The following is a 22173-nucleotide window of genomic DNA, read 5'->3' on the forward strand; positions in this document are numbered from 1 at the left end:
GCTTCACCTTAGCCGAGTTGTGCCTAAATAAAGGCCACTTGTATTAGCCAGTAGGTATACGCTATGTACGCTAGCAAAAATGCGCCTCCTTCAACGCGATTTATTCTTCCTTGGCGCTTAATGCCGATACCAAAAATGAATAAAGCCACTGTGGATGCAAGCATAACCATGATGTCTCGATAAATGAAATCTGAACTCACCGCCATGGGCTGAATAGTGCCGGCAATACCCACCACGGCAAGCGTGTTGAACATATTAGAGCCTATTACATTGCCGATAGCTAAGTCATGCTCGCCCTTTTTAACAGCAATGAGCGACGAGGCCAGTTCTGGCAATGACGTGCCTATAGCAATAACGGTTAGTCCAATAATCGTGTCGCTGACACCAAAGAAAGTGGCGACCTCAACAGCCCCCCATACCAGCATGCGTGAGCTTGCAACAAGTAACAGTAAACCGGCAATAAGCCACATCACATGAGTTTTAACCGTGCCTTGAGATGCATTAATTTCGTCACTGTATTCATCGGCGAGTGCGTCTTTATCGCCCTTCATGCCGTGATAGATACTCCATGAGATAAGGAGAACAAATAATCCCAATAGTGAAAATGCGTCGTCTTTTGAAACTTGCTGGTCGAGTACCTGCCAAGCAGCAAAAAAAGTAATGCCTAGTAATACTGGCAGTTCTTTTTTAATGATTTCCGATTTTACTGCAATAGGGCTGATGAGTGCGGTAAGCCCAAGTATTAGCAAGATGTTAGCAATGTTCGACCCATAGGCATTACCTAATGCAATACCTGAATTTCCTTGTAATGCAGCAAATATTGAAACAATGATTTCAGGTGCAGACGTGCCAAAGCCGATAATGAGCATACCTATTAATAGTGGCGATACGCCAAAGTGATTTGCCACAGATGCTGCGCCGCCTACGAACTTTCCTGCGCTCCACAGTAATACCGGTAGACCAATAGCAATAGCCAAGCAGGCTAAAAACATACTTACTCCTTAAATCGACATTTTATATCTACGTGCTGTTCAAGTTGTGTCTTAAAAGACACCCTTTCTGTTGCCTAGTATCGCAAATGCTGGTCTTTTTTGTAATAAAGAAAATACATTTGGAGACCAAAAAGCAATTGGTTGTCCCAATTGATTTGAAAGTAGTGCACCAGCGTAATGGATACGAGCCACTGCATTATATAGCGCACAATGATCCACGTGATTATAGACTTTCTTACTTTTTGAGTTGGCTCATTTTTTGAAGGCCTCTTTTAATATTTACTTTTATCAAATGATATTAAGAACGCTCAACGAAGACCGTGTTTTCACCAAAGTAAGGCTCTCAAACAGTGTTTAATATGCTTTCAGTATAGAGCTTGAACAAAATACAAAGGCTCATCTTGGCGAGTGATACCTAAAGGCGAGTGTGATATTTACACAACGTAGCGCCACTTTTTACACAAATAAATATAAATAAGGATAATAAAATGTCTTTTTCTGAGCATAATACGGTGGCAGCAAATCTTCACAAAAGAAGCTGGTTGAAGGCTGTCGTGGCACTTGTATTACTGCTCGTTGTAGCACGAGTGGGCGCGCCTTATGCCGTGCAATATTATATTAATCAACAAATAAAGCACACCAAAGGCATAGCTGGGCAGGTGGGCGATGTGGATTTGCAACTGTATCGCGGTGCCTACTCAGTTGATGATATTGAAATCTTCTCGGTTGACGAACAATCGTCTCCTAAGCCACTCCTCGCTATTAACACTCTCGATTTTTCCTTGGCATGGTCAGCCATATTAAAAGGGAATTTGGTGACAAATATGATGTTTAGCCAGCCCGAGGTAGTCATTTATGACAAGGACACTAGTGCACCAGAGCAAAACGAGAGAGTAAAAGACGAAAAAACGTGGATAGGGCTCGCTAATAACCTGGTGGTATTTTCGATAGATAGATTGACCATTATCGACGGCAAAGTGTCCTTGGTTAATCAGACGAAAAAGGGTGAAGTACCCACATATATTGCGAATATAAATGCGCAGATTAATAACATTACCAACGCACAAAATTTAGCAAAAACCTTAGTGACTAGCGTCGAGGCTGAAGGAGATTTAATGGGAGAGGCGGTCCTCTCAATAGAAGGAAAGTTAGATCCGTTTAGCGAACAGGCCAATTTTGATTTTAATCTGGAGGTTCAACGCTTTTCTGTAAAGCAAATACAAACTGTCTTCAATGTATACACCCCATTTGACATTGAGGCCGGTGGAATAGATGGCGCCATGGAGTTAGCGTCAAAAAACAATGAATTAAGCGGTTATGCTAAGGCGGGTGTTTACGACTTAAGTATTTTTTCTTGGCGTGAAGATGTGGAAAAGGACGATGACGGACTCTTTACCATTATTTTTGAGGGCGGAGCAGACATTCTCAGTTCGATACTTGAAAACGACGAGTCTCAGCTAGTCGCAGCGCGAATACCCATTGAGGGCACGCTAAATAATACCGACATATCTACTTTTCAAGCGGTAGTGTCGGTATTAAAAAATGCGTTTTTTGAGGCAACGAAAATGAAAGTAGACGATGTAATTTCTTATGAGTCAATAGCAACGCGCTCCTCAAAAGAGGAGCGGAAATAATAGGTATCTTGTTGGCAGTTTTCTATAGAAGCTCAAGCTAATCATGAGCTTCGATGAATTTCAGCCAGTGGGGAAAGACTTCCATCTGTTGCAGTGTAAGTTTGATGCATACAAATATCGGAACCGCTAACAGTACACCCAACATACCCCAGATCCATCCACTGAGAAACAGCCACACTATGATAACCAGTGGGTTAATTTGCATGCTTTTGCCTAAAACGGTTGGGGTTACTATTTGAGATTCAATAATGTTTAAGGTAAGGAATATCCCAACAGGAAGCAAAGCCGTGCTTATCAATCCAAACTGCAGTGTGCCGACAAGCAAAAGTATACCGACGCTTATGATGGAGCCCATATAGGGCACAAAGTTTAATAAGCCAACAATGGCCCCCCACAAAATAGCATCGCGAATATTAAAATAAGAAAGTCCAATTGCCGTAAGGACACCGAGCGCACAATTTATGATGCTTATAGTGAGAATGTAGTTAGATAGCGCCTGCTGGATGCTTCTTATAAGCAGTCTGGCTCGCTTTCTATCTTTAATAATGGGAAAGTCATTGATGACTACTTTTGACAACGGCGGCCCAAAAATGAGAAGAAATAGCGTCAGTACAACCGCGCCAATGACCTGAGCGAGAAAAAGTGGTGCGGCAAGGAGCATTTCAAAAATCATTTGCCTGCTACCTTGTTTGAATTGCTCTTCTACTGCCGAGTCTTCAGTTTTCTGTGTCGGTTCTTTTTCAAACCACGGGTAGGCCGTATTGTTTGCTTGGTTTTCTTGTAAGGTAGTGTCACCCTGAACTACGCTGCTAATAACTGAAAGCTCTTCGGCTATCTCCTCGGCTAATAGTGGTAACGACTTCATCCATCGTTCAGCAGGCTCGGAGAGTTCGAAAGCTAAAAAAGTGAGTGGGGTTATCAGCATGGTTAATAGGACCATTGAGGAGACGGCCCGTGGTATATATAAGCGTTTAAACCTCGTTACTAGGGGGCTCAGCAACAATGCAACTAGCATTGAAAAAACCACAGGAATTATCAGCGACTGAGCAAAATATAAAGTGTAAAGAGAAGCAAGTGCGACTAAAACAATAAGCAGCCTGACAACTCGGACATCTCTGGTTTTCACCTTGTATTCGTCATGCCTATGCAACAGTGGATTTTCCTTCATTGTACCGTCCTTATAATGTGAAGCGTGGATAATAGTGTGGTTTGTTATGGAATTAATCTGTCTTCCGATATCGACCCTCGAAACCACAAAATACACCGAAACCAATCAGCCCAATACCTAGGGCACTTACCATCCATGGCCCAAAGGGTTGAACTAATAATGTGGATAACGCTTCGGGAAGACCGCCTGCTTTTTCGGATTTTTGCGCGATAGACGCATTCATAAAAAAGGCACCAACCATCAAATACAAAACACCACGACAGGCAAAGCCAAGTCGACCAGACCACACTACTATTCTACTTTGTAATCTCGGCATGGAGCTGACAAATTTGTCCATGAAGTCAGTTTTGAAGACATGCTTAAACTGAATCAGGGAAAAGATAATAACTGCCACACTAATTGCGCCCACCAGTAACGCTCCCCAGGTTGTTTGAAGAATACTATCGCCAATCTGCTGCTGTTGCTGTTTAGAATTATCTTGGAGGGACATTAGCACTTTTAGAGATACATAGGTTGCGGAGCCATATGCAATAGCAGAAAAGAAATAGAATAGGCGCATCAACATATCTTTAGGCTTCGACATGTCTAAGTCCCCAGGGTTGGTGATGCCCTGAGCTAAGCGCCATGCTACATAGCAGGCAAAGCCAATAGTAACAGCGGTAAGGGAGACTGAACCAAACGGTGTATACAAAATTTCCTGAAAGACGGATTTCTTTGTCACTTCTTCTGCATTTGTTGCGGTAAACGCAACGAAAAGCGTAAGGACGCCAAGAATACAATACACGATGCATTTCGCTGAATATCCTATTCGAGCGATAACTTTAATTAGAAACCTGATGTCCATATGCTTATTCAAATTAATCTGTAGTGGCGATAATAGTGATTAAGGTGTTTGCAAACTATGAGCCACGGATTCAAATTCACAGAAAAATAGTAGAGAAGTGATTCGATGTGAAACTATTGCGATCGAAGATTTTCTTGAAGTACTTACGGAATAACGCTTTAACAGCGCCTGTCGACATTGTAAAATCCTCGAAAGTGAGAGCATGAGAACAAATTCCTACTGTATAGGTAGCTTTTGTCTATGAATAAATAGACCACATTAAGAAGTATTTACAATAGAAGCTGTAATATCTTTAGTCAGAAGAAGCGATGCTCGCTGGCTGGACTGCGTCAAGATGATATCAATCTATCTGCGGTGTCTGAGCGTTAACTCGGTGAAGCCAACCTTCATACAATTTTTTCGAGTCAGCATATTGTTTGAATATAGCTTTTAATTTTTCTGAATGTCGCAGGGAGAAAAGAGCTTGGTTAATACGGCTTAACTTTTTAACGGCTGCGCTATTGTTTGATAATGTCAGCGCGTGAACACTGCTGGGGTAGTATTCTTCACTAACTTGCTTCATGCATTTAGAGTTTTCTGATGTAGCAAAATTAATGCAGTAGTAGTTGATTATGCTGGTGCCAAAGAAGAGGTAATTTAATCTATTGCCTTTCAACATCTCGTATAATTGCGGTCGACTACCAGTGGAATAAATGTTTTTAAATCCAAGTTCTTTAGCCAACGTTTCCTGCAAAGAATTTGCTGACACTCCAATAACACTATTTTCTAAATCGATATCGTCAAAATGATTAACGGGATTATCTAGTTGAGTGAATATTGCAGAACCTTCCGGTATTAGAGGTAATGAAAAAGAGGCCCACTTTTCGCGCTTGGTGGTTTTTAATGCACCAAACACCAGATCAACTTTACTGTCTTGAACTCGCTTTATAGAAGCTCGCCAAGAGGAAGGCTGCAGTTGTAGCTGATAATTAGCCTGCTCGGCCGCTAGTTCAAATATCTTCCACGAAAGACCATAAGATTCGGAGGCCTCTACATAGCGATTGTGGTCTTCGAATACCGTAATATCAATCGTCTCGCTCGCAGAAGTAGGCAATACAAATACAATTGTACCTAGAACTGCAAACATGGCTATGGACCATATCGATTGGACTTTAATTTTGCGAATTATCAACTTCAATGCTGTTTTACTACAAAATTAGTTATTATCTGCAGTCTAGTTTGTCGAAAACAAGCCGCAATTGCAATCATGCTAGTTTGGTGTCAACTAAAGTATAACTATCTTTGCAACGGGTAGTTAAAGTATAAAAATCTGTTTATTGCTTATGCATAAGATGAATTAGCATTGATGCTTTACTTTATCGAAAAAATACCCAAGACACAGCGTTACTAGTGATTAATTTGGGTAATATTTACTTTCTTATTTAATTTTTTAAGGCGTGAAACCAATTGCGAAAGATCGTTTACTGAGCCTGAATAGTTTATTGTTTTATTCATTTGCTTTCCCTTTACCGCCATATGAAATAAAGCGTCACTTTCAAAACATGCTGTCTTTTTATCAAGTGCGCTCCACTCATTTTGCAAATCGGTGGGGATCGAGTGGCGTTTTGCGTATATTTTGTCTTTAATTTGCAACACTTTTCCGATTAAAACTTGAGCATCAGTTGGCATAGTCGTTTCTCCTTTGGCCATGAAATACGAATGAAGTATTGCTTTGCTGTCTTTAAAGTGCGGTTTCAACACAGTGTCTGTAAGGCACCGTCTCTGAAACACAGATTAAGCTGGTGAGAATACTCATTCGTTAACATTCATCTAATTCATCTGTTATGACGATTTCATCATTAACATCAGGGTTAATGCATCATCAGTGCCAACCTGCAATTTAAGCCTTTAACTTCACCTCTGTATTAATAAATGGATGGCAACGCAAAAGACCGGGTGGCAGAGCAAAGGAACTGGTGGATAACAAATAAAATGAGCCTATTTATATGAGTAGGGTTTTGAAGTGTTCTTTAGCTTTTTAGCTTGGCAATAGCAAAAGTGCGGGGTCCAAATAAGCAGATTGAGCAAGATTGCTGTCACTAGGCTAAAAATGACTGAGGCCGGCGTTAACGGAATGGATGGACGAAAGTTATCGACCACTTTGTTCAATGTAGAATACTGAGCCGGATTAGCCATATAAGTCAGTTTTTCAAAGTAGTGACCATACTCAAGTGTGCGCATGCCTTGCTCTAATGAATTGATCATTGAGAAACGCTGGGCCTTTTGGGACGCGTTATCTCTTACCAGGGCTTCATCATTTTGTTGAAGGCTGTCTAACATAGCCTCAACAGAAGAGAAGCCATGTTGCTTGGCTAATTCAGACGATAAGGTAACTTCGTCCCGAATGGCATCGTAATAACCGCTGAGGTACTGTCTGTAATGGTCTGCAAGAATGGGTACTTGAAGCGTAGCAATAAATAAAACAGCAAAAACAACTTTATCTAAAACGCGCGTGATCATTGTCCAACCTCAAGTTAATAAAAAATGCGACAGTAAATGGTTTAGAACCACATCAGCATTGACGGGCTTATTAATATTCATGTCACTCAAAATTCATTGCTCTGTATCTGCGAGTTTTAACACATTCACTGTAATTTAAGTCAATGCACTCGGTATAAAATGCTTACTGAATGTAAACTTCAGCGCACTAGTGATGTGCAGTTTAATAACTGATTGTGCAACTATTTTAAGTAGTCATAAATAGCATGGGTCAATCTACTCAACTGTTCTGAACTTATTATGTAGGGAGGCATAATGTATACCAATTTACCAAAAGGTCTTATCCACACACCATGCTTTACAAAGTGACGCTGTATTTCGGCCACATTCACTGCTTGTACGGCCTCGACCACGCCAATTGCCCCCAGCACACGAACATCAGCTACGCTTGGCAAGTCTGCACATTTTGCCAATTCGTTCTGTAATTGTTTCTCAATGGCCGGTATCTGCTGCTGCCAATGATTTTCATTGATAATTGACAGGCTTGCATTGGCCACGGCACAGGCAAGTGGATTACCCATATAGGTAGGCCCGTGCATGAACACCCCCGGCGAACCTTGGCAAACTCCCAATGCCACATCTTCAGTGCATAGCGTTGCAGCCATAGTTAAATAGCCACCCGTCAAGGCTTTACCTAAGCACATAATGTCGGGCGTAATACCCGCGTGCTCACACGCAAATAGCTTTCCTGTGCGTCCAAAGCCGGTGGCAATCTCATCACAAATTAGCAGCACATCATAGGTATCGCACAACTGACGACAGCGCTTTAAATATTCAGGGTGATACATGCGCATACCACCGGCTCCTTGAACGATGGGCTCTAGTATCAAGGCAGCCATTTGGTGGTGATTTTTCTCAAACAGCTCTTCTAAAACAAGGATGTCGTCTTCGCTGAAGGTCTGGCCGTAACGAGTTTGAGGGGCGGGGGCGAAAAGCTGTTTACTCAACACACTCTCAAATAAGCTGTGCATGCCGTTAACCGGATCGCACACACTCATTGCTGCGAAGGTATCACCGTGGTAGCCATTGCGAGGTGCAACAATTCGTGATTTCTCGGGTCGCCCTTGGCAGGCCCAATACTGAATCGCCATTTTAATTGCCACTTCAACAGACACCGAACCTGAATCGGCGAGAAAAACCCGTTCTAGCCCTGCAGGAACCATTTGTAGCAGGGTTTTACATACATCCACTGCTGGTTGGTGGGTAATGCCACCAAACATGACATGGGAAAAAGCATCTACCTGATCGTGAGCGGCTTTATTTAACACTGGATGATTATAACCGTGTATTGCTGCCCACCAGCTCGACATGCCGTCTACAAGAACCTCACCAGTAGAGAGCGTCAGTTCAGCGCCATTGGCCCCAGTGACTTCATAGCAGGGAAGTGGATTTACGGCAGACGTATACGGATGCCAAATATGCTGTTTATCAAATTCAATATTGTTCAAAATTCAACCGTTGGTAAATGTTTTGAAATGGTCAGAGTTGACAACTTTGTAATGACGCATAGACTAAGCCAGCATTCTCATTTAGTAAAGAACAAGTAAAGGACAGTCTATGACACTGGCTTCAGCGCAAAAGGCACAAACGACAACAATTCGCAACGATTGGTCGAAAGACGAAGTAACCGCTTTGTTTGAAATGCCATTTAATGATTTACTCTTTCAAGCACAGGTCGTGCACAGACAGCATTTTAATCCTAATGAAGTTCAGGTGAGTACGTTACTGTCGATTAAAACCGGCGCATGTCCGGAAGATTGTAAATATTGTCCGCAAAGCGCGCGTTACGACACCGGGCTTGAAAAAGAACGTCTTTTAGAAATCGAAAAAGTGATTGAGCGCGCTAAAGAAGCAAAGCAGGTAGGCTCTACCCGTTTTTGCATGGGGGCCGCATGGCGCAACCCTCGCGACCGCGATATGCCTTATATTGTAAGCATGATTGAAGAGGTGAAAAAGCTGGGGCTTGAAACCTGCATGACCCTTGGCATGCTTACTCGAGACCAAGCCGTTGCGCTTAAACAAGCAGGGTTAGACTATTACAATCACAACCTTGATACGTCGCCCGAGTACTATGGTGATATTATTACTACGCGAACCTATGAAGACCGCTTAAATACCCTTGAAAATGTGAGGGAAGCCGGCATGAACGTATGCTCTGGCGGCATTGTTGGTATGGGAGAAACAGCAGCAGACAGAGCAAGCATGCTTGTGCAGCTAGCAAACCTGCCTGAACAGCCACAAAGTGTTCCGATTAATATGTTAGTTAAAGTAAAAGGGACACCTTTAGACAGCGTTGAAGATTTAGACTACTTCGAGTTTATTCGCACTATCGCTGTGGCGCGAATTATGATGCCTAAGTCTCACGTTCGTTTATCGGCAGGTCGAGAGGCAATGAACGAACAGATGCAGGCCATGTGTTTTATGGCAGGGGCTAACTCTATATTTTATGGTTGCAAGCTGTTGACTACGTCTAACCCGGATACTCACGAAGACGTTATGCTGTTTAAAAAGCTGGGCATCAACACGGAAAGGACCCGCGACTTTTCTGACGAAGCCCATCAACAAGTACTAGAAGAAGAAATTGCACAGCAAGCTGAGGGCGACGCTGACGCACTTTTTTACGATGCTAGTAAGCCAAAATCTGCTAAGGCTTCTTTGAAAAACGAATCGAATACCGCAGAGGCCTAATGTCTTTTTCTTGGTTAGAAGATGCTCTTACTCAGCGAGCCCAAGAGGGCTTGCTGCGTCAACGCGTGTGTCAGCAGTACGAAAAAGACAACGTTATTTGTATTAATGGCGATCATTATCTCAATTTCTCTAGCAACGATTACCTCGGTATGCGTCAGCATGAGGGCGTGCTGCAAAGTTACGTTGAAGGCCTTGCTCAATTTGGCGCGGGCAGCGGTGCATCGCCGCTAGTTACAGGGCACACACAGGCTCACCTAGCGCTAGAGGCTACCCTTGCCGACGGGCTAAATCGTGAAGCTGCACTGTTATTCAGCTCTGGCTTTGCTGCAAATCAGGCTGTGTGTATGGCGCTTTTTGGCCAAGGCTCAGCAAACGCAGCTGCAACGCAATTGTCGTCTATTATTGCTGATAAGCTCATGCATGCTTCCTTTCTAGAAGGGGCAATGTCACTGGGAAAGAAGGTCTCGCTTCGCCGGTTTCGACACAACAATGTTGAACACTTGGCAACGCTGCTGTCTGGCGGTGGGTCGCAAGCTAACGATACGCTTATCGCCAGTGAGGGTGTGTTTAGTATGGATGGCGACCGAGCACCTGTAAAAGAGATAGCTGCGTTAGCTGAGCAACATCACGCGTGGTTTATGCTTGATGATGCCCATGGAATGGGTGTTTATGGGGAAAACGGATTTGGTACAGTTGAGGAACTACAGTTAAGTCAAAGCCAAGTGCCTATTGTAATGGGAACCTTCGGCAAAGCTATTGGCACAGGCGGTGCATTTATCGCGGGTAGCCAAATACTCATAGATTATTTGGTGAATTTTTCAAAGCATTATATTTACTCAACGGCCATGCCGCCTGCGCAAGCTGTTGCCACCTTGTATTCGCTAACGAATATTGCCACCGATACATCGCGCCGAGAGATGCTAAGCAACAATATCGAACATTTTAGAGCTCGGTTTGGTCAAGAATTTGGAAAATCTTCCGTGAGCGATAGAGAAGAGCGACTAGACGCAGTAGCCAGTAGCGGCCTCTCTCTCGTTAGCTCTCAAAGCGCGATTCAGCCAATCATCGTTGGCTGCCCTAAGAAAGCAATAGCGCTGAGTGAAGCCTTGAAGAAACGTGGCATGTGGGCGAGCGCTATTCGCCAGCCAACGGTACCCAAAAATGAAGACAGGCTGCGTATTACCCTAACGGCCACTCATACTGAGCAAGATATCGATATGTTAATTGACGCGCTTTCTTTGGCGAATGAGGCAGTATCATGAAAGAGGTTAGCGCTCTACAAGCTAATGCCGCTCATGAAATAGGCGTTGACGTTGCAACAAAATTAAACATTTTTGATCCATCGTATAAGGCTACAAGAAGCATTCACTCAGATACCACGCTTGCCAAAAGCAGTGCCTCTAAAAATACAAAAGTTGGCCAGGGTATAAACATAAAAATAGACGTAGATTCAAACACTAGAATGGGTATAAGCGAAAAAGCCGTTGCCGAGCGCTTCTCAAAAGCGGCGTCCCGCTACGACAGGCTAGCCGCTATTCAGCATTCGATTGCTGAGCAAGGGTTACGGAACCTACCAGTCCGGCTTAATGGTGTTGCCCTAGATATTGGGTGTGGAACAGGCGTTCACACTCAATCGCTTAACAATCGAGGGTTGCAAGCCGTTGGCGTTGATATTGCCGAGGGCATGTTAGCGTTAGCGGGCAATAACTACCCCCATCTCACTTTTAAACAGGGCAGTGCCCAAGCGTTACCTTTCGATAGCAACACGATTGATGTGGCTTATTCATCGATGGCACTGCAGTGGGCCAATAGCCCAAGCTGCGTAGCAAAAGAAATTCATCGAGTGCTTAAAAACGGTGCCATTGCTGAGCTGGCTATTATGGTTTCCGGTTCATTTGAAGAGCTTACCAGAGCCCGCAGAGTCGCCCAGCTGCCTACGGCAACGACTCCTTTACCGACTGGAACTACCTGGTATGCTGCATTTCGCGACACGAAGTTGGCGGTAAAGCGAATTATCACACGAGATTACGTGGATAGTCATAGCGATATGATGTCGCTTCTTCGTTCCGTTAAAGGAATAGGTGCGGGCGAAACGGGCAAGCAACAGAAAATGCTGAGTCGTCAGGATATTCAAAAATTGAGTAAGGCTTATCCAAAAATCCATAGCAAAGTAGCGTGTTTTCCACTTACTTACCGGGTATGCCATTTTAGATTGGAAAAACATGCATGAAACAATACTTCATTACCGGCACAGACACCGAAGTAGGCAAAACCTACGTTACATGCCAGCTTCTTGAAGCAGCGTCACAATTAGGGCATAAGGCGATTGGTTATAAGCCAATAAGCGCGGGGTGCGACCTTGTTGATGGTGAATGGGTAAACGAAGATGCCGCTGCTATCCAGAAATCTAACAGCATTGACTTACCAATTAGCGAGATAAACCCCATTGCCCTTAAACCGCCCATCGCACCGCATATTGCTGCTGTTGAAGCAAAAGTAGTGCTTAGCGACGAAAAAATAATAGAGGGGCTGGGAAACCTGCAAGCCTACAAGCCAGATTTATTATTAATGGAGGGGGCTGGTGGCTGGCGCTTACCGCTGAATGTGGGTGATGACACCATGCCAACCCGATTCTTATCTGATGTAGTGGCATCCATTGGTATGGATGTCATTTTAGTGGTTGGCATGCGCTTGGGGTGCTTAAATCATGCTTTACTTACTGCTGAAGCAATAAGACGTGACGGGCTTAACATTGCGGGCTGGGTAGCCAACGACATTACTGGCAATATGACCCGCTACAGCGATAATCTAGCGTCGTTAAAAGCAATGCTGCCAGAGCCGTTGTTAGCCGAAATTCCTTTCGGCCAACAACCAAGTGACGACAGATTAGCTCTCGCGATTAAGCAAATCTGTTAGATCGGCCCCAAGGGCAATGGGCGATTTATCATTTCCTAAAAATAGATAACCTTCCTTTTCTCCAACTAACGTAAGCTTATTGTTAGTGAGCGTTAGCGCGGTACCTTCTCGAATAGCCACTACGGGGGTAGTGGGGTTCAGTGCTGTAAATTCGAAAAGCCGTTGATCACGGGTTTCACCATTAAAACCCTCAGGTTGATAATCGGTGTAGTGCGGGTTTAACTGAAAAGGAACCACATTTAATGCTTCGAAACTGGGCGGCTCGATAATAGGCATATCGTTTGTTGTTCTAATCGATTGACCGCATATATTAGAGCCAGCACTCCAGCCAATATAGGGAGTTGCATCTGCGATGGCATGCTTGATGGGCACCATTAACGCACCGGCGTACAAGGTTGAGAGTAGATGAAAGGTATTACCGCCACCAACCACAATGCTTTGACCGTTTTCTTTGGCATGATGAATGGCTGATACTGGATCCTCTACAGTATGCAATCCAGTGACATTACACTCTGGCAGAGCCTCGGCGACCTTATTCACGTATTCGTCATAGGTGCCGGTTACGGCCGCATAAGGCACGAATAGGAGGTCGCGAATATTTCCTAAGTGTGCAAGAATATGAGGCCTTGCATGTTCAAGGTATGCCTCGTCACCCTGACGAGAACTACTAAGCATTAGTGCATGTGCGGTCATACAAACTCCACAAAATCATAGATATAAATTTACGCTGGCTAACGTAAGGTCAATTACTGCAAGAGTACGCTAAATTGCCGTTAAAGTTTAGTGCGGCGAACTTTATGTTGCTGTGGTGTTCGTATCGATAGTCTTACGTAGGTTAAAGGAACGTAAATGAAGCAATCTATATCGGTTTTATTTGTCTGTTTAGGAAATATTTGTCGTTCTCCTACAGCAGAGGCAGTGTTCAAACATAAAGCGGCAGAGGCAGGGTTAGATCTCTTCATTGATTCTGCAGGTACGCATGGTTATCACATTGGCAAGCAGCCTGATAAGCGTTCACAGGCTGCAGGCGTGGAGCGAGGCTACAGTTTTAAAGGCTTGAAGTGTCGTCGTGTTCAAGAGAGTGACTTCGAAAAATTTGATTATATATTGGCGATGGACGAGAGTAATCTTGCTAATTTGCATGGTATGTGTCCCGCTCAATATCACGAAAAAATAAGCCTGTTTCTCGACTTTTGTGATGAAGATGAAAAAGAGGTTCCAGATCCTTATTACGGCGGCAAAAAAGGATTTGAATTAGTGCTCGACCTCATCGAGTCGGCCTCGGATGGTTTGGTTGCCCATATAAAAAATTCACTCAATAACGCAATGTAATAACAAGGCCGGCATACGTTGATAAATCCTAAAGCAACGATTGTTGCGGTTGCATCATTATTTGTTATTGCGTTGGTAGGCGTGCTCGCTGTGGTGGCGTTCTCAGATTCACCCACCCCGCTAAAACTACATATTTTATATCAACTTCAGCTGCCCCTTGTACTTACGGCGACCTTAGTTGGGGCAGCATTATCGGTAAGCGGTGCTACCTTACAAGTCGTGCTTAGAAATCCATTAGCAGACCCCGGAATTGTTGGCATTACCAGCGGCGCAAGTCTTGTGGCGGCGGTGCTGTTACTGATAACGCCGAATTGGGCAAGTGCATATCTTCACTACTTACTACCTTTAGGTTGCTTTGTTGGGGCGCTGGCAACCACGTTTACTATTTATAAACTGGCCAGAAAGCTGCTCAGTTCTTCTACCGCGGTTATCTTGTCAGGGATTGCAATATCAACGTTAAGCGGGGCAATTATTGCCTGGCTCTACTTATTCAGCGATGCTAATTCACTAAGAAATCTGACCTTCTGGTTAATGGGAAGTTTGTACCAAACCACGTGGCCAATATTGCTTGTGGGGGGGCCTTTAATTATTGCAGCGCTGTGGTACCAGTTTGCAAAAGCAGGGAGTTACAACAGGCTATATGCTGGTGATGTGGCTGCAACAAGTAGCGGTGTAAATGTGCATCAGCTTACCGAACGCAGTTTAATAGCCTGTGCAATTGCGGTAGGGGCTGCAGTCTCAATGGCCGGCTCTATTGCGTTTGTGGGGCTGTTAATACCACACATTCTTCGTTTACTGATTGGACACAATAATAAGTTTCTTCTGCCACTGTGCGCGTTAGCCGGGGCAACCCTGCTGCTGCTTGTTGCACTGTGCTCAGAGCTTACCAGAGCAATCACTCTGCCGGTGTCGATGATCACCGCTACCCTTGGCGGGCCGCTGCTTATCTGGGCGTTGTTAAAAGGTCAGCTGCGATGAGTATGGTGCTTCATTTAACCAATATTAGTCTCACCAACCGCTTACAAGTTGATTCCCTGCATGCTGTAAAAGGGGAGTGCATACACCTTCTTGGCCCAAACGGTGCGGGAAAAAGTTCCTTGATGGCCGTTATTGCCGGTCTTATTACTCCAGAGCAAGGTGAAGTGGTGCTATGCGATAAAGCACTAGGCGCTTGGTCACTTGCCGAGTTAGCGTCACTGAGAACCATGTTGTCGCAACAGTTGGAGTCGAACTTTGCCTTACGTGTGGGTGAGTACTTATCGTTTTATGCTCACAGTCATCGCGATAATCTTCTTATTCCAGCTATGCTGGAACGCGCGCTTGAAGTAGAGTTATTTCTCGACAAGCCCCTTACGCATCTTTCTGGAGGGGAGCGACAGCGAGTAGAGATTTGTCGGGCACTGCTACAAATTTGGCCTCAGCTGGAAGCAGGGGAAGGCATTGCTATTCTCGATGAACCCCTGCAAGGGCTAGACATTCGACATCAATATGCAGTCGCGACACTTATCCAAGCTCTATGCGCTAAAGGCAACACCATTATTATGAGTTCTCATGATATAGCGCTAAGTGCAAATTACTGCACTTCTCTGTGGCTGATGAACAAAGGGCGTATTATTGCTAGCGGTGCTCCGCATTTGGTGGCCACTCAGAATAATTTAGAAAGCGTGTTTGAGTGTCATTTTGCAATAAGCAAGAAGAAAAACTTTCTAGAAATTCAAGTTTGCGCGCCTATCACCCTCGAATAAGTATGTTAAAATATACAAATATTTTTTTAGCGTCCGTAAGCATGTTTTTACAGGCATGTTTTTAAAGACATATTTGTACACTGACGCATTTTCAGGAGAGTACCGGTGAGTGAATGGAAAGTAGATAGCTGGAGGCAGAAACCTATTCTGCAGCAGCCAGAATATGAAGACAGTGCCTTGTTAAGCAATGTTGAACAGACCCTTAGTACTTATCCTCCATTAGTGTTCGCTGCTGAGGCCAGAGAGCTTCGTCGTCAGCTTGGCGAAGTGAGCCTAGGAAAAGGGTTTTTATTGCAGGGCGGCGATTGCGCTGAGTCTTTTGACGAATTTAATGCACCGAAAATTCGCGACACATTTAAAGTGCTGTTACAAATGGCAATTGTACTTACGTTTGCGGGTCGATGCCCGGTAACAAAAGTTGCCCGTATGGCAGGCCAATATGCTAAGCCTCGCTCTTCAAATTTTGAAACGCGAAATGGCGTTACTCTGCCAAGCTATCGCGGCGATATTATCAATAATTTTGAGTTTACCGAGGCTGCTCGTCGTCCAGACCCTAACCGTTTGCTAGAGGCGTATCATCGCAGTTCTTCTACATTGAATTTATTACGCGCCTTTGCGCAGGGTGGGCTAGCTGACCTTCACGAAGTGAATCGTTGGAACATGGCGTTTGTGGAAAATAGTCCGCTGAAAGAGCGCTATTCTGATATGGCCACGCGTATCCAAGATTCCTTAGAGTTTATGAACGTTATTGGAATTAATGCCAATTCAAGTTCTACGCTGCATGAAACCTCGCTGTTTACGTCTCACGAGGCGCTGCTGCTTAACTATGAGCAAGCGCTCACTCGCACTGACACGCTAACAGGAAAGCCTTACGACTGCTCGGCGCACATGGTATGGATAGGTGAAAGAACGCGCCAGCTTGACCATGCGCACATTGAGTTTTTCCGCGGCATTCACAATCCTATTGGGGTAAAAGTAGGGCCAAGTATGGAAGAAGACGAACTAATTCGTCTCATCGATACATTAAACCCGTTAAACGATCCCGGTCGTCTAACACTGATAACGCGAATGGGTGCTGACAATCTTGCCGATAACCTTCCGCGCTTACTGCGTAGAGTGAAAAATGAAGGTCGTCATGTTGTATGGAGTTCAGACCCCATGCACGGCAATACGTTCTCTGCGTCTTCTGGCTACAAGACTCGTAATTTCGATGCCATATTGCGTGAAATTAAGCAGTTCTTTCAAGCACATGAAGCTGAAGGAACTCATGCTGGTGGTATTCATTTAGAAATGACGGGACAGCACGTAACGGAGTGTACGGGCGGTGCCTACGAGATAAGTGATGAAGACCTAGCCCAAGCGTATAAAACCCAATGCGATCCTCGCTTAAATGCGGATCAGGTACTGGAAATGGCATTTTTAGTGGCAGATCATTTGCGCAACGCTTAAGCCTCAACGTTTTAGCTTCAACGTTTATAAAGCCAAATCTTATAAGGTTTGAGCTTGTCATAGAAGCTATACCGTAAATCAAAAAAGGCGCTCATATTTACATTCAAATGTAATGCGAGCGCTTTTTTTTTTGAGTTTTACTTTCTTGTATAGCTTGCTAGACCTTCCCGAAGGCTGAGTTTAAAATGTCCGTACGCTTTGTAGTGTCACCTTGATGTAGAACCACAGCACCTGTGGTAACACGCCGCGATTACGAACATTTTAAGTCTCGCTGAGTGGGTTATATCTATGTGGACTGGTATCAGCGCTATGCTATTCGCTTGTCAGCACATGCTGGCGCTCTTCCTCGCTCAACACACCTGTAAATATTGTTTCTCTTCTCAAATTGGCCGTACGCTCGTCATCAGCAAGCAGTAAAGACTTAAATAGCTCAGGGGTATTGATGGTTTCTAAAATGCTGCTCCACAGTATATAACTGCCGTAACGCATGAGCCTATTGTTGTAGCGCTGCTCTAAGGTTTCGCGTACGCCTTCAAGCAATTCAGGGTTGTTTAGCACCTTCACTGCCATGGCTTCATGAATTTTTAAAATGCGGGCGTTGACTTCGCCTCGCCTTTGCTTGCGGGGTCTTACTGACATAAAGTTTCTTTTTCGTTGGAACTTTTCTACAACAGCTTTTCTATCACTGCTTTTCTAAAAACGTTTTGTCTCTACTTAATCGTCGTAAAGAAGAGGCTCAACGATAGATTCAAGGCCGTTCAATTTAATTTCGTACATTAGAGCAAGTTGCTCTCCCAGTTTACCGCTAGGAAAACCTTGTTTGTTAAACCAAACCAGATACGTTTCTGGAAGGTAAAACAAACGTCTTCCTGCAAATTTGCCGAACGGCATGGTTTGATTTATCGCTTCTTTTACGTTTTCCGGGTCCATGTATTTATTTCAAATCCAGTGATTAAGACTCAAGTTTGTTACGCTGTTGCGTTTGCCATAGTGATGCATATTCGCCGCCTTTAGCAAGTAACTCATCGTGCGTGCCTTGCTCCACAATGGCACCCTCGTTAACGACCAATATCTCATCAGCATCAACAATAGTGGATAATCGATGTGCAATTACGAGGCTAGTATGACCTTTAGCGGCATCGCGCAAGGCTGATAGAATCGCCTTTTCGGAGGCACTGTCTAAGGAGCTTGTCGCTTCATCAAAAATCATAATAGAGGCACCTTTTAACAGTGCTCTAGCAATGGCCACACGCTGTTTCTCGCCACCAGAGAGCTTTAAGCCTCTCTCGCCAACGGTTGTCTCGAGTCCCTCTGGCAGCTTCTCGATAAAGGCTTCAAGATGGGCAAGTTTAATAACCTGGCTAATTTCGTCATCAGTGGCTTTTGGGTTGCCGTAACGAATATTTTCTTTTAACGACGTATTAAAAAGCACAGTATCTTGGGGCACTATGCCAATGTGAGCGCGAAGACTATCTTGTGAAAGCTGCTTTATGTCTTTGCCGTCTATCAAAATTTGACCTTCGTTAGGCTCATAAAAGCGAAACAATAATTTCATAATAGTCGATTTACCGGCACCACTTGCCCCAACTACTGCCACCTTTTTACCGGCGGGCACAGTAAAGGTGATGCCGTTGAGTATTTTACGTTTTTCGCCGTAAGAAAAGTGCACGTCTTTGAAGCTGACGGTAGGGTTAGTTGTCTTTAATGTCTCAGCATTCTCAGCATCTTTGATTTGAGGCACTTGCGCCAGCAAATTAAACAGCTTGTCAATATTGGCAAGGCTGCCCCGAATCTCTCTATACACAAAGCCAAGGAAGTTAAGAGGCATAAAAATTTGCATGGTAAACGCGTTAATAAGGACAAAGTCACCAATGGTCATTTCCTCGTTTAATACGCCTAGGGCCGCATTGGCCATCATCGCGGTCATGGCAATGGCGATAATACTCGCTTGCCCCGCATTTAGCGTAAAAAGAGAGAGTCGATTTCTACGACGCGCAATTTCCCACGCTGCTAAGTCTTCATCGTAGCGGTTGGCTTCAAAACGCTCATTGTTGAAGTATTTTACAGTTTCAAAGTTCAGTAGGCTGTCTACGGCTCGCGAATTAGTTGTGGAGTCGGCCTCGTTCATTTGTTTTACAAATTGGGTTCGCCAATCGGTAGCTTTCATAGAAAAGCCCACGTAAATCACAACACTAATAACAATAATTAGGGCAAAAGAGATACCGAATTGAAACAGAAGAAGGCCTACAACAAGACTTATTTCTAAAAGCGTTGGTACTATGTTAAACACCATAAAACGCATTAAGAAACTAATGCCGTTTGTACCCCTCTCTATATCTCTAGACAGGCCACCTGTTCTGCGGTTTAAATGAAAACCCAAGTCTAAATTGTGAAGGTGTTTAAATACCTTAAGGCCCACCCGTCTCATCGCGCGTTCAGTGACTCTACCAAATAATGTATCGCGCACTTCCCCCAGCAATACATTGAGCAGCCTGAGTACCCCATAGGCCACAATTAAGCTAATGGGAACGGCCACGGCAAGGGTGGTAAGATCGCCATTGAGACTGTCTACGGTGTACTTCAATACGTAAGGCAGGCCTATGCTGGCAAGCTTTGCGGCCACTAAGCAAAGAATAGCCAGTCCCACGCGTTGTTTAAATTCAAAAAGATAGGGGACGAGTTGGGACAGTACTTGCCATTTTACAGGCTCATCATCATTAATAGGTAAGCGATTTTTTCTCATTTTATACTGCAGTAACGTCCAAATTTGCTTCTATGTAAGCCGATAACATCTAAACACATGCTACAAAGGCGATTTAGTGACTTAATAATACGTAGCTTAATAGTACGAAATGAAATGATTCTAAGATTATGTCGGTCTCATTTAACGTAAAGAAAAGCGCTACACTATTTATATACGCTGCCGGTAGTGTAAAGTAACGACAGTGCAGAGTACATAAGAAGCCAATTGGCGAATAAGATATAGCAATACACGTTGGTGTAATTTTTTTCATCGTTGTATCTTGCCAGAATAGGTTGTTGGTAAAGATGCAATAAAAGCATTAGGAGTTAGTTTGCTAGAAGATAGTTTCGGAAGACAGTTTCATTATTTACGCTTATCGGTAACCGAAGCATGTAACTTCCGTTGTCAGTATTGCTTACCTGATGGGTATGATGGGCCCTCCAGCGATCAGTTTATGTCGCTATTAGAAATTGACACCTTATTAAAAGCATTTGCCATTTTGGGGACTTCAAAAGTACGCCTCACCGGCGGTGAACCTACGTTACGACGTGATTTTATCGATATTCTCCAACTCACTGCAAATACGCCGGGTATAGAAAGAGTTGCTATGACTACCCATGGCGCCCGTATGGAAAAATACGCATCTCAGTGGAAGCAAGCGGGTCTTGATCAGGTTAATGTAAGCATAGACAGCCTCGACCCTAGGCAGTTTGCTGCTATTACTGGGCAAGACAAACTGAAGTCTGTACTAAGAGGGTTAGACGCTGCAATCGACGCCGAATTAGAGGTAAAAGTAAATTCAGTATTACTTAATGATTTTTCAAACAGTCGACTACAGCGATTCTTATCATGGCTTAAAGATATGCCGGTTACGCTTCGCTTTATTGAGCTGATGGAAACTGGAGAGCTTTCTCAATTTTTCAGCAAACAGCACCAAAGTGGCACGCCTTTAAAAGCAACCCTTGAAAATATGGGGTGGCAGCCAATCGTTCGTAGAAACGATGCAGGCCCTGCACAAGAGTTTTATCATCCCGACTACAAGGGCAAGATCGGACTTATCATGCCTTACAGCAAGGACTTTTGTAAAACCTGTAATCGGCTACGCGTGTCTGCTCCCGGTAAACTACACCTTTGTTTGTTCAGTGAAAATGGTATTGATATGCGTGACCTTCTCGCTAAGGGGGATGTGAAGGAGGTAGTGACATTTTTACAACAGGCTTTAGGTACGAAGCATGCTGCTCATTATTTGCACGAAGGGAAAACCGGGGCTACCAAGCATTTGGCAATGCTAGGTGGGTAGGAACGTGTGGCGTAACCTACGCTTGAAAAGGTAAGCTAATTGAGGTGGATCAACCTTGGGCGGTTTAAAGCAACAGAATAAACAATGTGCATTAAAATTGATTAGGATAATGACACAAATAAGATATATTCGGCAAAAATAATAAGAGAAATGGAATTATATGCAAATAGCGGACAGTGCGCGTCTTTCCTACCACTACATCACTGAAGCGGATGCTGATTTTCTGTGGGAATTAGACCAAGATGAGTTGGTCATGAAATATATTACTGGTGGTAAAAAATCTTCCAAAGACGACATTCAAAATATTTTTGTACCTCGATTTCAAGCCTACTCTAACCCTGCTTTTGGCTGGGGATTGTGGCGCGTAGAAAGGCAAGATAACAAAGAAAGCATTGGCTGGGTTTTAGTTAGGCCCTTCGGTTTTTTTACAAAATCCCCTGAAAGCGACAATATTGAGTTGGGATGGCGATTCAAGCGAAGTTCCTGGGGACATGGCTACGCGACTGAAGCGGCAAATGCCATAAAGGAGAGTTTATACGATATTGGTATCGACAAATTTTCCGCCATCGCCAACCCTGACAATAATGCGTCTATCAATATTATGAAAAAACTAGGTATGTCCTTTAGCCACGAGCTTGAATATAAAGACAGTGTCTTTCAAGAGTTAGTCGTTGTCTATACTACCTAGCCAAGACAAATATTGGCCTCTTTTCTACCTTTTTTGCGTATTACAATCGGTATTGAGGTTCACACTGCTAGAATAATAGAGAAATGCGCCTTTGGTAGAATAGAAACAAGGAGCAATTTAGACTATCTTCTTTGCA

The 22173-nt window shown here is 43.9% G+C and carries 22 protein-coding genes; 11 read left to right on the forward strand and 11 right to left on the reverse strand.

What is annotated here, in order from left to right; genetic code table 11:
• Positions 1-23: 23 nt before the first annotated feature.
• Positions 24-992 (reverse strand): calcium/sodium antiporter, encoded by a 969-nt coding sequence (locus O9X84_RS02515; protein ID WP_269517955.1) that lies wholly within the window; start codon positions 990-992, stop codon positions 24-26.
• 488 nt (positions 993-1480) lie between these two features.
• Here O9X84_RS02515 and O9X84_RS02520 point away from each other — a divergent pair, with 488 nt between their 5' ends.
• Positions 1481-2626 carry a DUF748 domain-containing protein gene (locus O9X84_RS02520; protein WP_269517956.1) on the forward strand — a complete coding sequence of 382 codons (1146 nt, stop codon included), beginning with the start codon at positions 1481-1483 and terminating at the stop codon, positions 2624-2626.
• A 37-nt stretch (positions 2627-2663) separates the two neighbouring features.
• Here the strand turns inward: O9X84_RS02520 and O9X84_RS02525 are convergent, their stop codons facing one another.
• The 6 genes from O9X84_RS02525 to bioA form a co-directional block, all read right to left on the reverse strand.
• On the reverse strand, positions 2664-3794 hold the full coding sequence (locus O9X84_RS02525) for an AI-2E family transporter (RefSeq protein WP_269517957.1): 1131 nt from the start codon (positions 3792-3794) through the stop codon (positions 2664-2666).
• A gap of 52 nt (positions 3795-3846) precedes the next feature.
• Complete coding sequence (locus O9X84_RS02530) at positions 3847-4638, reverse strand: DUF1206 domain-containing protein (RefSeq protein ID WP_269517958.1); 792 nt, start codon at positions 4636-4638, stop codon at positions 3847-3849.
• Positions 4639-4978: 340 nt separating this feature from the next.
• A complete protein-coding gene (locus O9X84_RS02535) occupies positions 4979-5764 on the reverse strand; it encodes a substrate-binding periplasmic protein (RefSeq protein ID WP_269517959.1) in 786 nt (261 codons plus the stop codon).
• 260 nt (positions 5765-6024) lie between these two features.
• Positions 6025-6306: a hypothetical protein gene (locus O9X84_RS02540; RefSeq protein WP_269517960.1), complete on the reverse strand. Its 282-nt coding sequence runs from the start codon at positions 6304-6306 to the stop codon at positions 6025-6027.
• 309 nt (positions 6307-6615) lie between these two features.
• Positions 6616-7137, reverse strand: a complete 522-nt coding sequence (locus tag O9X84_RS02545) for a DUF2937 family protein (protein ID WP_269517962.1) — start codon at positions 7135-7137, stop codon at positions 6616-6618.
• A 221-nt stretch (positions 7138-7358) separates the two neighbouring features.
• On the reverse strand, positions 7359-8624 hold the full coding sequence (gene bioA / locus O9X84_RS02550; protein ID WP_269517964.1) for an adenosylmethionine--8-amino-7-oxononanoate transaminase: 1266 nt from the start codon (positions 8622-8624) through the stop codon (positions 7359-7361).
• Positions 8625-8733: 109 nt separating this feature from the next.
• Here bioA and bioB point away from each other — a divergent pair, with 109 nt between their 5' ends.
• The 4 genes from bioB to bioD are packed head-to-tail and all read left to right on the forward strand — an operon-like array spanning position 8734 to position 12780.
• Complete coding sequence (bioB, locus tag O9X84_RS02555) at positions 8734-9864, forward strand: biotin synthase BioB (RefSeq protein ID WP_269517965.1); 1131 nt, start codon at positions 8734-8736, stop codon at positions 9862-9864.
• Positions 9864-11126 carry an aminotransferase class I/II-fold pyridoxal phosphate-dependent enzyme gene (locus tag O9X84_RS02560; RefSeq protein ID WP_269517966.1) on the forward strand — a complete coding sequence of 421 codons (1263 nt, stop codon included), beginning with the start codon at positions 9864-9866 and terminating at the stop codon, positions 11124-11126. Before bioB ends, O9X84_RS02560 begins: the two co-directional genes overlap by 1 nt.
• Entirely contained in the window at positions 11123-12094 is a 972-nt protein-coding gene (locus O9X84_RS02565; RefSeq protein WP_269517967.1) for a methyltransferase domain-containing protein, read from the forward strand. Before O9X84_RS02560 ends, O9X84_RS02565 begins: the two co-directional genes overlap by 4 nt.
• Entirely contained in the window at positions 12091-12780 is a 690-nt protein-coding gene (bioD, locus tag O9X84_RS02570) for a dethiobiotin synthase (protein WP_269517968.1), read from the forward strand. Before O9X84_RS02565 ends, bioD begins: the two co-directional genes overlap by 4 nt.
• Here the strand turns inward: bioD and pepE are convergent.
• Positions 12751-13473 (reverse strand): dipeptidase PepE, encoded by a 723-nt coding sequence (gene pepE / locus O9X84_RS02575; protein ID WP_269517970.1) that lies wholly within the window; start codon positions 13471-13473, stop codon positions 12751-12753. The genes bioD and pepE overlap by 30 nt on opposite strands.
• Before the next feature lie 156 nt (positions 13474-13629).
• Between pepE and O9X84_RS02580 the strand changes: the two genes are divergently transcribed.
• From O9X84_RS02580 to O9X84_RS02595, 4 genes are all read left to right on the forward strand, one after another.
• Positions 13630-14112 (forward strand): low molecular weight protein-tyrosine-phosphatase, encoded by a 483-nt coding sequence (locus O9X84_RS02580; protein ID WP_269517972.1) that lies wholly within the window; start codon positions 13630-13632, stop codon positions 14110-14112.
• A gap of 21 nt (positions 14113-14133) precedes the next feature.
• Positions 14134-15090, forward strand: a complete 957-nt coding sequence (locus tag O9X84_RS02585; protein ID WP_269518014.1) for a FecCD family ABC transporter permease — start codon at positions 14134-14136, stop codon at positions 15088-15090.
• Positions 15087-15857, forward strand: coding sequence for an ATP-binding cassette domain-containing protein (locus O9X84_RS02590; protein WP_269517973.1), 771 nt, complete (start codon positions 15087-15089; stop codon positions 15855-15857). The genes O9X84_RS02585 and O9X84_RS02590 overlap by 4 nt, the downstream gene beginning before the upstream one ends.
• 105 nt (positions 15858-15962) lie before the next feature.
• Positions 15963-17306, forward strand: coding sequence for a class II 3-deoxy-7-phosphoheptulonate synthase (locus O9X84_RS02595; protein WP_269517975.1), 1344 nt, complete (start codon positions 15963-15965; stop codon positions 17304-17306).
• A 312-nt stretch (positions 17307-17618) separates the two neighbouring features.
• Here O9X84_RS02595 and O9X84_RS02600 read toward each other — a convergent pair whose 3' ends face one another.
• From O9X84_RS02600 to O9X84_RS02610, 3 genes are all read right to left on the reverse strand, one after another.
• Positions 17619-17945, reverse strand: coding sequence for a hypothetical protein (locus O9X84_RS02600; protein ID WP_269517976.1), 327 nt, complete (start codon positions 17943-17945; stop codon positions 17619-17621).
• 75 nt (positions 17946-18020) lie between these two features.
• Entirely contained in the window at positions 18021-18236 is a 216-nt protein-coding gene (locus O9X84_RS02605) for a DUF3820 family protein (protein ID WP_269517977.1), read from the reverse strand.
• Between the two features lie 22 nt (positions 18237-18258).
• Complete coding sequence (locus tag O9X84_RS02610; protein ID WP_269517978.1) at positions 18259-20049, reverse strand: ABCB family ABC transporter ATP-binding protein/permease; 1791 nt, start codon at positions 20047-20049, stop codon at positions 18259-18261.
• 331 nt (positions 20050-20380) lie between these two features.
• Here O9X84_RS02610 and moaA point away from each other — a divergent pair, with 331 nt between their 5' ends.
• Together moaA and O9X84_RS02620 are read left to right on the forward strand one after the other, a co-directional pair.
• The gene (moaA, locus tag O9X84_RS02615) at positions 20381-21349 is read left to right on the forward strand and encodes a GTP 3',8-cyclase MoaA (RefSeq protein ID WP_269517979.1); all 969 of its coding nucleotides are present in this window, start codon (positions 20381-20383) and stop codon (positions 21347-21349) included.
• Positions 21350-21509: 160 nt separating this feature from the next.
• Positions 21510-22037 carry a GNAT family N-acetyltransferase gene (locus tag O9X84_RS02620; protein ID WP_269517980.1) on the forward strand — a complete coding sequence of 176 codons (528 nt, stop codon included), beginning with the start codon at positions 21510-21512 and terminating at the stop codon, positions 22035-22037.
• Positions 22038-22173 lie beyond the last annotated feature (136 nt).

This window comes from Alteromonas sp. BMJM2, from assembly GCF_027257845.1.
Taxonomy (GTDB): domain Bacteria; phylum Pseudomonadota; class Gammaproteobacteria; order Enterobacterales; family Alteromonadaceae; genus Alteromonas.